The organism is Streptomyces sp. NPDC090741, from assembly GCF_044769045.1.
GTDB lineage: Bacteria > Actinomycetota > Actinomycetes > Streptomycetales > Streptomycetaceae > Streptomyces.
In genome coordinates this window covers 40468-54821 of sequence record NZ_JBIVXF010000002.1, presented here as the reverse complement: position 1 = coordinate 54821, position 14354 = coordinate 40468, and the positions used below count along the sequence as shown (strand labels likewise).

The 14354-nt window shown below is 73.1% G+C and carries 15 protein-coding genes and 2 pseudogenes; 11 read left to right on the top strand and 6 right to left on the bottom strand.

From position 1 onward, the window contains the following. Nucleotides 1-23: 23 nt before the first annotated feature. Complete coding sequence (locus ACIQU4_RS05525) at nt 24-770, bottom strand: MerR family transcriptional regulator (RefSeq protein WP_403726149.1); 747 nt, start codon at nt 768-770, stop codon at nt 24-26. Between the two features lie 384 nt (nt 771-1154). Between ACIQU4_RS05525 and ACIQU4_RS05520 the strand changes: the two genes are divergently transcribed. The 3 genes from ACIQU4_RS05520 to ACIQU4_RS05510 all read left to right on the top strand — a co-directional run bounded on the left by ACIQU4_RS05520 (nt 1155) and on the right by ACIQU4_RS05510 (nt 5658). Next, nucleotides 1155-3449 carry a helix-turn-helix domain-containing protein gene (locus ACIQU4_RS05520; RefSeq protein WP_403726147.1) on the top strand — a complete coding sequence of 765 codons (2295 nt, stop codon included), beginning with the start codon at nt 1155-1157 and terminating at the stop codon, nt 3447-3449. A gap of 251 nt (nt 3450-3700) precedes the next feature. After that, on the top strand, nt 3701-5146 hold the full coding sequence (locus ACIQU4_RS05515) for a molybdopterin-dependent oxidoreductase (RefSeq protein ID WP_403726144.1): 1446 nt from the start codon (nt 3701-3703) through the stop codon (nt 5144-5146). After that, nucleotides 5143-5658 (top strand): hypothetical protein, encoded by a 516-nt coding sequence (locus ACIQU4_RS05510; RefSeq protein WP_403726141.1) that lies wholly within the window; start codon nt 5143-5145, stop codon nt 5656-5658. Before ACIQU4_RS05515 ends, ACIQU4_RS05510 begins: the two co-directional genes overlap by 4 nt. Here ACIQU4_RS05510 and ACIQU4_RS05505 read toward each other — a convergent pair. Beyond that, nucleotides 5628-6284, bottom strand: coding sequence for a methyltransferase domain-containing protein (locus ACIQU4_RS05505; protein ID WP_403726138.1), 657 nt, complete (start codon nt 6282-6284; stop codon nt 5628-5630). The genes ACIQU4_RS05510 and ACIQU4_RS05505 overlap by 31 nt on opposite strands. A gap of 130 nt (nt 6285-6414) precedes the next feature. Between ACIQU4_RS05505 and ACIQU4_RS05500 the strand changes: the two genes are divergently transcribed. Continuing rightward, nucleotides 6415-7107, top strand: a complete 693-nt coding sequence (locus tag ACIQU4_RS05500; protein WP_403726135.1) for a hypothetical protein — start codon at nt 6415-6417, stop codon at nt 7105-7107. 101 nt (nt 7108-7208) lie between these two features. Here ACIQU4_RS05500 and ACIQU4_RS05495 read toward each other — a convergent pair whose 3' ends face one another. Further along, nucleotides 7209-7652 carry an SRPBCC family protein gene (locus ACIQU4_RS05495; protein WP_403726133.1) on the bottom strand — a complete coding sequence of 148 codons (444 nt, stop codon included), beginning with the start codon at nt 7650-7652 and terminating at the stop codon, nt 7209-7211. 14 nt (nt 7653-7666) lie between these two features. Beyond that, nucleotides 7667-8260, bottom strand: coding sequence for a CGNR zinc finger domain-containing protein (locus ACIQU4_RS05490; protein ID WP_403726130.1), 594 nt, complete (start codon nt 8258-8260; stop codon nt 7667-7669). On the opposite strand from ACIQU4_RS05490, the gene ACIQU4_RS05485 reads away from it, so the two are divergent. The 4 genes from ACIQU4_RS05485 to ACIQU4_RS05470 all read left to right on the top strand — a co-directional run bounded on the left by ACIQU4_RS05485 (nt 8253) and on the right by ACIQU4_RS05470 (nt 11289). Further along, nucleotides 8253-8810 (top strand): carboxymuconolactone decarboxylase family protein, encoded by a 558-nt coding sequence (locus tag ACIQU4_RS05485; RefSeq protein WP_403726127.1) that lies wholly within the window; start codon nt 8253-8255, stop codon nt 8808-8810. The genes ACIQU4_RS05490 and ACIQU4_RS05485 overlap by 8 nt on opposite strands. A gap of 438 nt (nt 8811-9248) precedes the next feature. Further along, nucleotides 9249-9656 carry a pyridoxamine 5'-phosphate oxidase family protein gene (locus ACIQU4_RS05480; protein ID WP_403726124.1) on the top strand — a complete coding sequence of 136 codons (408 nt, stop codon included), beginning with the start codon at nt 9249-9251 and terminating at the stop codon, nt 9654-9656. Nucleotides 9657-9689: 33 nt separating this feature from the next. Continuing rightward, nucleotides 9690-10100 carry a nuclear transport factor 2 family protein gene (locus ACIQU4_RS05475; protein ID WP_403726122.1) on the top strand — a complete coding sequence of 137 codons (411 nt, stop codon included), beginning with the start codon at nt 9690-9692 and terminating at the stop codon, nt 10098-10100. Nucleotides 10101-10224: 124 nt separating this feature from the next. Beyond that, nucleotides 10225-11289, top strand: a complete 1065-nt coding sequence (locus ACIQU4_RS05470) for an NAD-dependent epimerase/dehydratase family protein (protein ID WP_403726119.1) — start codon at nt 10225-10227, stop codon at nt 11287-11289. On the opposite strand, the pseudogene ACIQU4_RS05465 reads toward ACIQU4_RS05470, so the two are convergent. Together ACIQU4_RS05465 and ACIQU4_RS05460 are read right to left on the bottom strand one after the other, a co-directional pair. Further along, nucleotides 11259-11723 (bottom strand): annotated as a pseudogene (locus tag ACIQU4_RS05465) (sensor histidine kinase); the annotation flags it as partial. The gene ACIQU4_RS05470 and the pseudogene ACIQU4_RS05465 overlap by 31 nt on opposite strands. A gap of 241 nt (nt 11724-11964) precedes the next feature. Beyond that, nucleotides 11965-12207, bottom strand: a pseudogene (locus tag ACIQU4_RS05460) (response regulator); the annotation flags it as partial. Between the two features lie 123 nt (nt 12208-12330). On the opposite strand from ACIQU4_RS05460, the gene ACIQU4_RS05455 reads away from it, so the two are divergent. From ACIQU4_RS05455 to ACIQU4_RS05445, 3 genes are read left to right on the top strand one after another with little or no spacing between them, the layout of a single operon-like run. Further along, the gene (locus ACIQU4_RS05455) at nt 12331-13047 is read left to right on the top strand and encodes a glycosyltransferase family 2 protein (RefSeq protein WP_403726116.1); all 717 of its coding nucleotides are present in this window, start codon (nt 12331-12333) and stop codon (nt 13045-13047) included. After that, on the top strand, nt 13044-13664 hold the full coding sequence (locus ACIQU4_RS05450) for a DUF2064 domain-containing protein (RefSeq protein WP_403726114.1): 621 nt from the start codon (nt 13044-13046) through the stop codon (nt 13662-13664). Before ACIQU4_RS05455 ends, ACIQU4_RS05450 begins: the two co-directional genes overlap by 4 nt. Further along, the gene (locus tag ACIQU4_RS05445) at nt 13661-14320 is read left to right on the top strand and encodes a class I SAM-dependent methyltransferase (protein WP_403726111.1); all 660 of its coding nucleotides are present in this window, start codon (nt 13661-13663) and stop codon (nt 14318-14320) included. The genes ACIQU4_RS05450 and ACIQU4_RS05445 overlap by 4 nt, the downstream gene beginning before the upstream one ends. Nucleotides 14321-14354: the final 34 nt, after the last annotated feature.

Below are 14354 nucleotides of genomic sequence, written 5' to 3'. Positions count from 1 at the left end.
ACGGAATCGTGTCATCGGCCTGCTCATCCGTTCTCGACGACGACGGATTCCTCGACCCAGGGCGCAGCCCCGTAACTGCTCGCCAGTAGGTCCGCGGCCAGCTCCCGCCCGTGGTTCTCGGCAGCCGCACGGAAGGCGCTCGCCAGCAGCTCCACCAACCCCTGGGTGAAGGTGCCGGTGCTGTGGTCGTCCATCCCGGCGACCGCATTCCGCGGGCGGCCGGGAAGGTCGAGCGAGAGGATGTCGGAGCCGACGACCTTGATGAGCTCGGCCGCGGCGCCGTCGATCCGGTCCAACAACCGCGCCAGGCACTGCAGGGTGACCGCCGCGGGGATCCCGGCCCGGACGAGGTCGAGGGCGGCGCGCAGGACACCCGGCCGGGCGATGCGCACGGCGCCCTCCTCGTCCCAGCCGACCACGCCGTGCCGGTTCAGGGAGTGGAAGACGCCCGGCCTTTCCCGGATCGTGCGTTGGAGGGCGGTGGTGAGCTGCTCCCGGTCGTCATCGCGGCCCTCCGCACCGAGGATGGCGCCGATGGACACCAGGTTGAAGCCCTGTCGCTGCAGCGAAACGATGTGCTCCAGTCGGCGCACGTGCGTGTCGTCGTAGTAGCCGACCCGCCCCCTGCGGACCGGCGGCTGCAGCAGCTTGCGCGATTGGTGCGCCCGGACGTTCCTCGGCGACATGCCGACGATCCGGGAGAGTTCCTCCACGGTGTAGCGGGCGGCCGGACGATCCGGGTTCGTCAGGGACAGGGGGTTCGATGTCATGGTGTGTCCTTCCACGGGCCGGCACCGTGGTCAAGGCGATGGCTATGGCCATGAGGTGGTGCCGCCGTGGTGATCTCGATGAGGTGGGCGCACCGCATCGCGAGAGGGGCGTGCGGTGTGTGTGTGGGGGGGGGAGGCCGGACGCCTGCCGTGCTGTGCCGTGCCGTGTCGCGCACGTCGTGCCCCGGCAGGTGCGGCCGGACCCAGTCGAACACGCGCCCGGCAGCGCGGACCAGGCGGTTCAGCCCGCAGGACTGAGTCCGGCATACTTCTGCCGTACAGCTCGCGCCGCGCCCGGGGGAGCGCAGCACCACGAGGAGCGTTCCACGTGCGGCAGCCCTGCCGAGCCCCTGTCACCGGGCGTCCACCAGCGGCCGGTCCTTCATGAGCGGCGGCGGATCCGCGCCAGACGGGTTCGGGGAGCTCCTGCGTAGCCTGCGCCTGCGCGCCGGCCATACCCAGGAGCGGCTCGCCCACACCGCGGGAGTGAGCATCCGCACCCTCGTCGACCTGGAACGCGGCCGTACGCGCGGACCGCAGCGCCGTACGGTGCAGGCCCTGGCCCGCGCACTCGCACTGGACACCGCGGACCGCGGCGACCTGGAAAGGGTCGCCGCCTTCGGCCGCCCCCGCTCACGCCCGGCCGCCGTACCCTCGGGCACGCTGCCGCTCCCGCGCGACCTCAGTGACTTCACCGCCCGCACCGAGGCCCTGGCCCACCTGCGCACCCTGGCCGAACGCCCCCCGGGAGACTGGGCACCCGTCGCGATCGTCGCCGGACAACCGGGCCTCGGCAAGACCGCCTTCGCCGTCCACGCCGCGCACTGCCTCGCCCCGCACTACCCCGACGGCCAGTTCGCCGTCGATCTGCTCGGCATGGACGAGCGGCCCGCCGACCCGCGCGAGGTGCTGTCCCGGCTGCTGCGCGCCCTCGGCGTGAGCGAGCGCGGCGTCCCCCACGAGACCCAGGACCGCACGGGCCTGCTCCGCTCCCTCACCGCCACCCGCCGGCTGCTCCTGCTGCTGGACAACGCCGCTGACGAGGACCAGCTCCGCCCGCTGCTCCCGGGCCGCGGCGATTCGCTGACCGTCGTCACCAGCCGGCACGCCCTGGCCGGTCTGGAGTGCGCCCACCGCGTCGACCTCACCCTGCTGCACCGCGAGGAATCCGTCGAGCTGATCACCCGCATCATCGGCGCACCGCGCGTCGCCCGAGAAGCCAAGGCCGCCCGCGACCTCGCCGACCTGTGCGGCCACCTGCCGCTGGCCGTCCGGATCGCCGGACAGCGCCTGGCGGTCCGACCGCAGGAGCGCTTGGGTAAATTGGTCGCCCAACTCACCCGGGAGGAGAGCCGCTTGGACGCGTTGAGGGCCGGAAGCCTGGAAATGCGGGCCGCGTTCGCACTGTCCTACCGTCGTCTCCCCCAGGCCGCCGGCACCGTGCTGCGGCGCGCGGCCCTGGCCGCCGGACCCGACTTCAGCCCGGAGACCGCGGCCCTGCTCGCGGGCACCACACTGCGCCGGGCCCGGCTGTGCATCGAGGACCTCGCCGACCGCGGACTCCTCCAACCCCACCCGGAAACCGAGCGCTACCGCTTCCACGACCTGCTGAAACTGTTCGCCACCGAGCAACTCGCCGACGACGACGACCCCGCCGCCCTCGTGAGCGCCCGTCACCGCACCGCCCGCTGGATGCTGAGCCGGGCCACGGCGGCGGCGCTCCACTTCGACGCGGACCACTGCCGGGCCCGCGACGGTGACCCGGACCCCGCGACCGCCCCCACCGGCCGCGAACCGGCCCGGGCCTGGCTGGAAGCCGAACGCGCCCAGTGGCTCTGGGCGCTCCACCACGCCCAGGCCGCCGGATGGCACCGGGAGGTCATCGACACCGCCGAGGCCATGCACTGGTTCTCCGACCGCACCCAGCACTGGGAGCAGTGGGTCGAGGTCTTCCGACTCGCCGTCACCGCGGCCCGCGCGCTGGGCAGCCGGGCGGAGGAGGCCGTCCACCTCAACTATCTGGCCTGGGCCTACAACATGTGCACCTACGACCACCACGCCGCCCTGGAGACCGCCGACGCGGCCCTCGCCGCGGCCCGTGAGCGCGGTGACCTGCTCCAGACGGGCTGGGCCCTGGGCTACGGGGCGGGTGCGCTGAAACGCCTCGGCCGCACCGGCGAGGCCATCGCCTGGCTGCACGACTCCGCCGCCTGCCACCGCGACAACACCACCCCCCAGGGCCGTCTCGCCGAACTGACCACCCTCAACACCCTCGGCGTCGTCCTGCGCGAGAGCGGCCACGCGGGCCAGGCACTCGCCATCCACCGCAGCAGCGAGGCCATCTGCCGCGCGGGAATCCCGGGCCAGTCACCCGATCTGCTCGCCGTCTACCACGCCGCCACCCTCCACCACCTCGGTTGCGACCTGGCCGCACTCGCCCGCTGGTCCGAGGCGGAAACCGCCCTGAGCCGGGCGCTCACCGCCTTCGAGGCAGCGGACATGCCGGCCTGGAGCGAACCGGCCCGGCTCGACCTGGGCATCGCCCTGCACCACCTCGGCCGCACCGAGGAGGCCCGTACCACCCTGGCCGCGGCCCACCGAGCCCTGACGGAGCTCAACCACCCCCGCCACGCCGAAGCCGCCACCCTCCTGGACGGACTCCCCGACGCCACCGCATGAGCGAGTGCCGTGACCGGAAGGGCTCACCGGGTCACGAGCTCGGGCAGCATGGAGACGACCCCGGGGAGGTCGGCGCGCAGGCCCCTGCGCCCGTACTGCACCCTCGACGTGGGCTTCGCCGCGTGAGAGCTCGGCGGGGATTCCTCACACCTGGCGTGTCGCCGGAGCAGGTGCGGCACCGGTGCGGCATGTTCTTCTAGCTGGCGAAATAGGAAGAAATAGTAGAAATCAGCGGTCGATGGAGGTGCCCGATGGGCGCGAGTGGCATCGGGCAGGGCCAGCCGGACGACGTGCCACCGCCAACGGGCAAGGAGCCGGGGAAGCCTGCCGCCCCGCCTGCGGCTGGATCTCCGCCCGGTCGGGTTGGCGGAGCCCGCAAGCCCGTCCCGGCGAAGGCCCGGTCCAGTCCGCTGGCGCGGCTGCGAGAGGTCGGGAGCACGGCCCTGGGAACGGGGCCGCCCCCGGGGCCGGCCCGTCCGGAGTTCTGGCGGAGTCCGCTGCGCGGTCCGTGGCTGACCGCGGTGTTCGGCCTGGTCCTGTTGTTCGGGATCACGGCGCTCTTCGTGACGGGTCTGCTGTCGTACGCGGCGTACAACCCCGATCTGGCAGCGGTCAACGACCAGACTCCGAACAAGGGGTGGCTCGGCTTCTACCTGTTCTCCTGGCCGACTTCTCCCTACTGGCTCTACCGGCTCACGCAGGGCGTCCACGTGACGCTGGGCATCGTCCTCGTACCCGTACTGCTGGCGAAGCTGTGGTCGGTCATTCCGAAGCTGTTCGAGTGGCCGCCGATCCGCTCGATCAGCCACGCTCTGGAGCGGCTGTCCCTGCTCCTCCTGGTCGGCGGCGCCGGCTTCGAGTTCGTCACCGGCATCCTCAACGTCCAGCTCCACTACATCTTCCCCGGCTCCTTCTACACCCTGCACTTCTACGGGGCTTGGGTGTTCATCGGCGCCTTCGTCCTGCACGTGGCCTTCCGACTGCCCAGGGCCCTGCGGGCCGTACGACCACGGCTCGGGGAGCCGGCGGCGGGTACCGAGGAAGCGATCGGGCTGGTCTCGCCGCGCCCCGCGGAGCCGACCATCTCCCGCCGGGGCGCCCTGGCCATGGTGGGGCTCGGGTCGGTGGCCCTGCTGGCGGTCACGGCGGGGCAGAGCATCGGCGGATGGTGGCGGCGGACCGCCCTGCTGGCACCGCACGGCCGGAACCCGGGCCCGGGCCCGAACGGATTCCAGATCAACAAGACCGCCGCCTCGGTCGGCATCCGCCCCAGCGACGTCGGCCCCGCCTGGCGGCTGACCGTACGCGGCGCCGGCCGGCAGGTCGATCTGACGTACGAGCAGCTGCTGGCCATGCCACAACGCGAGGCGGCCCTGCCCATCGCCTGCGTGGAAGGCTGGTCCACCACCGACCAGCAGTGGCGTGGGGTCCGGCTCACCGATCTGGCCGCCCTCGTCGGGCTCGGCATTCACACGCCCGAAGTCCTGGTGGAGTCGGTGCAGCGCGGCGGCTCGTTCCGCTCCGCCGTGTTGAGCGACCACCAGGTCCGCGACGGCCGCTCGCTCCTCGCCGTCCGGGTCAACGGCGCTGTCCTCTCACCCGACCACGGCTATCCAGCGCGGCTCATCCTCCCGGGGGCGCCCGGCGTGCACAACACCAAATGGGTCACCCGCCTGACGTTCGGGGAGCCGGCATGAACGCTCCAACCGCGTTCCGTCGCCGCTACGGCGCCTCCCCGCTGCACCTCCTCCTCGTCCTGGCCTCCTTCGCCCTCGCGCTGTACGCCGGCGTGCGCCTGTTCGAGGGGGACACCGTCGGCGTGGCCGTGTGGTTCGTCGGGGCGGCCCTCCTGCACGACCTCGTACTGCTTCCCCTGTACTCGGTGACCGACCGTGCGATGCAGCTCCTGTTCACCCGGGGCCGAGACGGGGACCAAGAGCGGCCCGCGCCGCGGGTGAGCGTGAACTACGTCCGGGTGCCCGCCTTCGTCTCCGGCGTCCTGCTGCTGGTCTGGTGGCCGCTGGTGCTGGGCCAGGTGGGGCACTACACGGCCGCGACGGCCCTCCCCGCGGACGGTTTCCTCGCGCGGTGGCTCCTGATCACGGCCGCGCTGTTCGCGGCCTCGGCAGCGGTACTCATCGTTCGGACCCGGACCCGGACCCGGAACCGGAACCGGCCTCAGCGGCAAGCGCGCAGTGCGACGAAGTGACGGCCTCCGGCGGTGGTCCACCGCTCGGCCTCGATCCATCCCGACGAGGCCGCGTGGCGGCTCAGGGCGGCGGTGCCGACCAGGGCCCACGGGAAGACGGCGCTCACGGGCCGCTGCCCGGCGTGGATCCGGACGCGGCGGCGCTCGTCCACTTCGGCAGCGGCGGTCTCCACCAGGAGGAGGCCTTCCCGGTGTACCAGGTCCCGGACCCGGCGTAGCAGCCGTCGGGGGTCACCGCCGATGCCGATGTTCCCGTCGATCAGTAGCGCCGTTCCCCACCGGCCCTCTTCGGGGAGCGGATCGAAGACCGACCGGCTCAAGGCCGAGCCGCCCCGGCACACGGTCGTGATCACCGCGGAGGGACAGACGTCGACGCCGAGAACCTGGCGGCCCCGCCCCGTCAGCGCCTCGACCAGCCGGCCGGCGCCACATCCGATGTCCAGTACCCCGCCGGTGCACCGGCGCAGCACTGTCCGGTCGGCCTCGTCCGCCCTGGCACACCACCGTTCCAGGTCGAGGGGGAAGCACCAACCCTCCCCGTCGCACAAGGACAGGGTGTGCTGTGGAGTGTGGATCGCCCGCGCGTAGGAACCGCTGCTCCAGGCCCGGTGTTCAGGATCGGTCATCCTTCATGTGTCGCCGCGCACCCCGGCCGTGGCCCCCTCCAGGCGGCTGATTCCCCCGAACGGCCTCGCGCCGCGTGCGGGCCGGGTGGCGGGGGCCGGGGCAACCTGCCCATCAGGGCATCCTTCGGCGGTGTCTTCGATATCGGCGCAGCCTCAACAGCCGGGCCACGACCGGCGGATGGTCGTGTGCGGTGACGACGGTCCGGCCCGTCGGCCGGCCTCCGAGCTGCGGGAGGTCTACGAGGAGCGGGTGACGCTCCTGGCGCCCGTCGCCCGCGGTACTCAGCCCATCGTGGGCCGCGTCCCTGGCTCGGTGGGGGGCGGGCTGCTGGGGCGGGTCCCGCTCGCGCGGGCGCGGTACGCGGGCGGGGAGCGGCCGGCGGTGCGGGAGCTGCGGGTGACGGATACGGCGGAGCCGGACGAGGAGGTGCCGGCCGCGGCGGGGGTGGCCGGTGCCGCCGCGGGTACCGGCAAGGTGGTCCAGGCCGACGGCCCCCCGCTGCGGGCGGTTGAGCGTACGCCTCCGGGGAGGGGCGAGGTGGCCGGTCCGGGGTTGTGCACGGGGTCGGTGTGCGCCGGCGCCCATCTGCCGGCCGCGGCGGGACTGCTGGACGGCCGGTCCGCCACGACGCACTGGCTCACGGCCGCGCAACCGGCCCACGCGCACCCGGAGATCAGCGTGGACTCCGATGCGATCTTCGTCAGGTCCAGTGCGCTGTGGACCTGCGCAGGGATCACCTCCGGGATGGACATGGTGGCCGGGGACCGCGGTCGGCGAACTGCGCCAAGGACTTCACCGGTCGCCCGATGCGCGGCTGGGTGACGGTCAGCGGCCCGGCCCTGGCGGATGATGCCGTGCTGGACCACTGGATCACGACGGCAGTGGCGTTCGCGGATACGCTGCCGCCCAAGTGAGATCCGTACTCACTGCTCCAGCAGCGCCTTGAGTGCCGCCAGGTCCTTGTGCTGGGCGCGGCGCATGGCCGCCGCCATCACGGTGGCGCCGAGGGAGGCGAATCCCCTGGGCTCGCCCCGGTTGCGGAGGGTCATGCGGGTGCGGTCCGAGCCTTCCCCGTACGGCTCCCACGTATAGGTGGTCTCCATCGGGAAGGGGCCTTCGTCCGTGCGCATCACCAGCCGGCGCCCGGGCTCGTACGCGGTGATCTCGTACGTGTAGGCCAGCCGCCGGCCGAGGAAACGGGCGACGAAGGCGACCTTGGAGCCGACCGCCACCGGCGGCGGGTTCTGCCAGTCGGCGGAGGTGATGTTCGCGTACCACTCGGGTGCGTGCGTGGGGTCGGCCGCGTAGGCGGCGACCCTGTCGCACGGGGCGGCGATCACGGCCTCGGTCAGCACGTCGACCTTCATCGGAGAGCCTCCGCTCAGGACTCGGGGTTGGTCCTGGTGGCCCGGTGGCGCTGGTAGTGGCGGGCGACACGGGCACGGTTGCCGCAACCGGCCGAGCACCATTCGCGGCGGGGGTGCTGCTTCACGAAGTAGAGCACGCAGCCCGGCGCCAGGTAGCCACGCAGCTGCGCCCGCATGTCGCCGGTGAACACGTCGACGGCTTGTCCGGCGAGCATGGCGACCACCGCCTGCCCTGCGAGGTCGCCGGTGCGCACGATGCGGGTCGGGTCCCCGCCGGAAGGCCAGTGGAGCGTCGTCCACACCGGCGTCGCGCTGCACGCCTCGTTCAGTGCCGCGAGTGCGGCGTCCCGGGTGGCGATGGCCGACTGCGCGTCCGGCCTCGGGTCCTCGGTCGCCTCGGCGGCGAGCCTGCGCAATGCGTTCCTCAAGTCGCGCAGCCGAGCAGCGGTCTCTCCCGCTCCGGCAGGCCGTTCGGCGTCGAGCCAGGCACCGACCGCGGGAGCGGAGGGTGTCAGTCGGGGGCCGACGGCCCGCAGCCATGCGACGGCCTGGTCGGGGTCGGCGATCGCGTCGTGTACGCCTTCCCGATCGGCCCAGATCGTGTTCATCAGCTCGATCGGGAGCGGTTCGCCGAGCAGCGGTGCGCTCGTACCGGGGTCTGTGCTGTCCGGCCCGCTCCTCGCCCAGGTGCAGAAGTCCCTCGGCCTCACCCCGAACATGACCAAGGTGATGGCCAACAGCCCGGTCCTACTCAAGGGCTACCTGGCACTCTCCGGCGCCCTGCCCGCAGGCGTCCGTGAGCAGCTCGCGATCGCCACCGCCGAGTACAACGGGTGCGAGTACTGCCTGTCCGCCCACACCTACATCAGGGCGAACATCGCCAAGGTCGACTCCGGTGAACTCGAGCTGGCCCGCCGAGCCGGGGCATCCGATTCCCACACCGCCGCCCTGCTGGCGCTGTCGGACGCCATCGTCCGCGGCAGGGGTGCGGTGGACGACGGCGCCGTGCAGGCGGCGCGGGACGCGGGCGTCACCGACGCCGAGATCGGCGAGGTGGTCGGCCACGTCGCGCTCAACGTCCTGACGAACTACTTCAACGTGCTCGCAGGGGTGGAGAACGACTGGCCTGTCATCACGCCGCACCTGCACGTCGCCTGATGCGGAGCCCGGCCCGCCCTCCCGGCAGGACGGGCGGGCCGGGACACCCGCCACCCCGTACCACCGGCAATCCGTCCCGCCACGATCAGGAGACGGTCATGAACAGATCGAAGCAAACGCCTCCCGTGGGCTTCCACCCAGGAGAGATCGCCGTACAGCAGCAGGCCGGCGTGCGCGCAGAGGCCGCCCGGCTCTGCGGCATGCTCCGCCCGCCCGACCTGCGTGGCGGGGCGGCCAGGTTCCTCGCCGACCGCACACTCGCCGCGATCACGGCGCGCCACCCGGCGTCGCTTCCGCATCAACGGAACGCTCACCACCGCGGACGAGGACGGTCTCACGCTCCAAGTCGATCAGGCATACGGCAACTGTCCCCCGTACATCCAGCGGCGTCACCTCCGACCCGGACCCGCTGCCGCCGAGGGCAGGGACGGCTTCCCGGTGCGCCATGCAACCTCCCTGGCATCGGATCAAGCCCGCCTCATCCGTGCCGCTGACACCTTCTTCCTGGGCACCACCCACCCGCAACGCGGCAACGACGCCTCGCACCGCGGTGGGCTGCCCGGATTCGTCCGCGTCGAGGGCGGCAGCCTGTGGTGGCCCGACTATCCCGGCAACAACATGTTCAACAGCCTCGGCAATCCGGCCGTCGACAGCGCCGCGGCCCTGCTGTTCGCCGATTTCGTCACGGGGCACACCGTGCACCTGTCCGGCGCCGCGGTCCTGGAGTGGTTTCCTGAAGGCTCCGACGACGATGGGGGCGGCACCGGCCGCCGCGTCCGCTTCCACATCAGCAGCGTGGTCGACGGCTCCGGCGCACCGCGACACACGCCGCATCCGGACCACTGACCACCGCCCACCTCATGGGAAGGACTGATGGCCATGAACGAGCCGACACCGGAATCGAACGGCCCCACCCGCCTCGCCTACATCCTCGGCGTGCCGCTCGCCCCGGAGGTCGAGCGGCAATGGCCCCAGATGGGCGAGGTCGTCCGCGGCAGCGAGCTCATCGGGAAGGTCGAAGGGAACTTCCCCGAGCTCACGCTCGAAGTCGGACGACGGCTGCGCCTCGACGACGACGTCATCGTCGTGGAATGGACCTGCGACTACGGCGACGGCCGCCTCTACCGCAACGTCACCATCGCCGAGCTCCGCGAGGGCCGGGCCGTACGGGTCACCGACTACTGGGGCGAACCCACCGCCACTCCCCCGTGGCGCCGACCGCTCACCGCCCGCCTCGACATGCCGGGCAACGGCATCTGGAAGGACCACGACCACCTCAGTCACCACTGACTTCCCGTGCGAAGCCCCCGGCCGTCACGCCCCGTCGCCGTTTCCAGCGCTCACGTATGACGGAAGTCTTACGTGCACGCGTGGGAGACCCTCCGCAGGCTCCGCACTGCGTAGCGTCCGGAGCATGCGCGTACTCGTCACCGGAGGGGCCGGGTTCATCGGCTCCCACATCGTCACCGCCCTCACGGCCCGCGGGCACGAGCCCGTCGTCCTTGACGCCCTGCTGCCCGCCGCCCACCCCGGCACACCGCCCCTGCCCGACGCCGAGTTCGTGCGCGCCGACGTACGGGACGCCGACGCGGTCCGGGCCTCGCTGCGCGGAGTGGACGCGGTGTGCCACCAGGCGGCCATGGTCGGTCTCGGCAAGGACTTCGCGGACGCCCCCGACTACGTCGGCTGCAACGACCTCGGGACGGCGGTACTGCTCGCGGAAATGGCGGCCGCAGGGGTGAGGAAACTCGTGCTCGCCGGGTCGATGGTGGTCTACGGGGAGGGCCGGTACACGTGTGAACGGCACGGAACGGTACGCCCCGGGCCGCGTCGGACCGAGGACCTGGCGGCGGCCCGGTTCGAGCCCCTCTGCCCCGACTGCGGAGCCGAGCTCGCTCCGGGTCTGGTCGGCGAGGACGCCCCGACGGATCCGCGCAACGTGTACGCGACGACGAAGCTGGCCCAGGAGCACCTGGCGGCATCCTGGGCCCGGTGCGTGGAGGGTCGTGCGGTATCGCTGCGCTACCACAACGTGTACGGACCGGGCATGCCGCGCGACACCCCGTACGCCGGGGTGGCCTCCTTCTTCCGCTCCTCGCTCGCCCGGGGCGAAGCCCCTCGGGTCTACGAGGACGGCGCTCAAAGAAGGGACTTCGTCCACGTGAGGGACGTGGCCGCGGCCAACACGGTGGCGCTGGAGGCGGTCGGTACCCGGCAGGCGGGGGCTCTGACCGCGTACAACACCGGCAGCGGGGAACCGCACACGGTCGGCGAGATGGCCGCCGAGCTCGCCTCGGCGCACGGCGGACCCGCCCCGGTGGTGACGGGCGAGTTCCGCCTCGGCGACGTACGGCACATCACCGCCGACTCCGCCCGGCTGCGCGATGAGCTGGGCTGGCGTCCGATGGTCGGATTCGCCGAAGGGATGGCCGAGTTCGCCCGGGCAGGTCAGCGCGACTCGGCGGGTGTGATCGGCTGATCCTGGGAACCGGCCCACGTCGTCGGCCGGTTCCGCGCGGCCCGCGCGGGTGCGGGGAGGGTCAGTTCGAAGCGGCAGCCGCCGGGCACATTGTGGGCGTCCGCGCGCCCGGAGTGGGCCTCGACGATGCCCCGGACGATCGCCAGGCCCAGGCCCGCACCCGAGGGAGGGGTGCGGGCCTGACTGCCCCGCCGGCCGGTGTCGAAGACCCTGGGCAGGTCTTCCTCCGGGATGCCGCCGCAGGCGTCGGTGACGGACAACACCACCGCGTCCGCGCGGCGTTCCGCGGCGATCGCGACCGTTCCGTCGGACGGGGTGTGGCGGATGGCGTTGCCCAGCAGGTTGGACAGCACCGGCGTCATCTCCTCGCCGTCGACCTCGACCGGCAGCGGGGCCACGCCCGCACCTGCCAGGCGCACTCCGTGCTCACGTGCCGCAACGACGAGTTCCCGGCAGCGCCGTACGACCTGACGCCCCAGCAGCAGCGCCGTGCCCAGCGAGACGGTGGCGGCCGTCGCGACGACCGTGGTCGGCGCAGCGGCGCAGCGCGCGGTGAGCATGACCACGGCCACAGAACGCCTCCCGTCCCCCTGCGCCCGCAGCCGACGGCAGACGACAGACGACAGACGACAGACGGCAGACGGCAGACGGCAGACGGCAGACGGCAGACGGCAGACGGCAAACCTCCAAGCCGTCCATGCGGGACAGCATCAAGTCGAGGACGACGAGGTCGGACCGGTGCCGGGCGGCGGTCTCCAGCGCGGCCGGGCCGTCCGCGGCCCGGTGCACGGTGAACCCGGCCCGCTCCAGATAGCCGGCCACGACCTCCGAGACGGTCGGATCGTCGTCCACCACCAGGACCCGGCCCGTGGCGTCACCGGAGGCCGGGCCGCGGTCGGTTTCGCTACTGGATGCCATGCCGCCGGAGTGACGCCGCGCGGTGCCGCGCGGAGCTGGGCCTGCCGCCCCGGGACGCGGTGTCCGCGTTTCGTAAGGTCTTCCGGCGCCTTTCTTCGCCCTTCGGTTCCTACGGTGTGGAGGGTGACTCCTTCTGCTTGTCGTCCGCCCCACGCGGACCTCGTACTGCCGTGCCTCGACGAGGCCGAAGCCCTTCCCTGGGTGCTGGCGCGGGTGCCGGCCGGGTGGCGGGCCATCGTCGTCGACAACGGCTCCACCGACGGCTCGGCCGACATCGCCCGCTCCCTCGGCGCCACCGTCGTACACGAGACCCGGCGCGGCTTCGGCGCCGCCTGCCACGCCGGGCTGCTCGCCGCACGCGCCGAGCTGGTCTGCTTCTGCGACTGCGACGCGTCCATGGACCCCGGCCTGCTCGCCCCCATGGCCGAGCGGGTCGCGGCAGGCGACACGGACCTCCTGCTCGGCCGGCGCCGCCCCCAAGGCCGCGGCGCCTGGCCCGTGCACGCCCGGGCAGGGAACCTCGCTCTCGCGCAGATGCTGCGCCGCCGCACCGGTCTGCGGCTCCACGACCTCGGCCCCATGCGGGTCGCCCGCCGCGAGGCACTGCTCGGCCTGGGCCTGACCGACCGGCGCAGCGGCTATCCGCTCCAGATGGTCGTACGGGCCGCCGACGCGGGCTGGAAGGTGGCCGAGACGGACATCCCGTACCTCCCCCGATCCGGGAAGTCCAAGGTCACCGGGACCTGGCGGGGCACCTGGCACGCCGTACGGGACATGCGGCGGGTCCTGGCCGAGCCGCCGAGCGCCCGCCCCGCACCGACCGAGGGGATCTCCGCATGAGCACCCTCCTCGTCATCGCCAAGGCCCCCGTCGCCGGGCGTGTGAAAACCCGCCTGACCACACAGTTCACCCCGCAGCAGGCAGCCGACCTGGCCCTCGCCTCGCTCCAGGACACCCTCACCGCGGTCCTGGCGACCCCGGCCGAACGGCGTGTCCTGGTCCTCGACGGACAGCCGGGTCCCTGGATCCCGGACGGCATCGAGGTCGCCCCGCAGGGTACGGGCGGCCTGGACGTCCGGCTGGCCGCCGCCTTCGCCCTGGCCGAGGGACCGGCCCTGCTGATCGGCATGGACACCCCGCAGGTCACCCCCGGCCTGCTCGCGCCCGGGCTCGACTTCACCGAGGCGGACGCATGGTTCGGGCCCGCCGCCGACGGCGGGTTCTGGGCCCTCGGCCTCGCCGAGGCCGACCCGGCCCTGCTGCTCGGCGTCCCCATGTCCGTGGCACACACCGGCGAGGTGCAGCGGCAGCGCCTGACCGATGCCGGGCTTTCCGTACGGGACCTGCCCGAGCTCTGCGACGTGGACACGCCCGCCGACGCGGAACGGGTCGCGGCCGCAGCCCCGCGGACGCGCTTCGCCGCCCTGCACCACGGCCTGTGCGCGGTGACCCGATGACCGCCCAGCTCGCCGAGCCCGCCACCCGTACCTGGCAGGCGGACCCGTACGCGGACGCCCTCCGTACCGGGCAGGGGCCGCTGTTCCTCCGTCGGCGCGACGGCTGGCTGCTGCCGCTCGAAGTCGAGCGGTGGTGCGCCGAGGCCGACGCGGCCGACGACACGGTCCTGGCCCGGTGTACCGGGCCCGTCCTCGACATCGGCTGCGGACCGGGCCGCCTGGTCGCCGCCCTCGCCGGGCTCGGCCATACGGCACTCGGCGTGGACGTCACCCCCGAGGCCGTGGCCCGTACCGAGCGGGCGGGCGGCAGCGCCCTGTGCCGGTCGGTGTTCGACCCGCTTCCCCGCGAAGGCGGCTGGGGCACGGTCCTCCTCATAGACGGCAACATCGGCATCGGCGGGGACCCCGCCGCCCTGCTGCGCCGGACCGCCGAACTGACCGCACCCGACGGCTCCCTGCTGGTCGAGGTGGCCGCCGCCGACGTCGACGAACGCGTCGAGGTCTACGTCGAAGACGGCAACGGCGGCCGCGGAGCCCCCTTCTGGTGGGCCCGGCTCGGCACCCGCGCCCTGCGCGCCGAGGCGAGGGCCGCGGGCTGGACCCCGTACGACAGCTGGCAGAGGGCGGGCCGGCACTTCGTACACCTCACGCACTGACGGTTGCCGAGCGGCGAACCGCCGGGGTGGGATC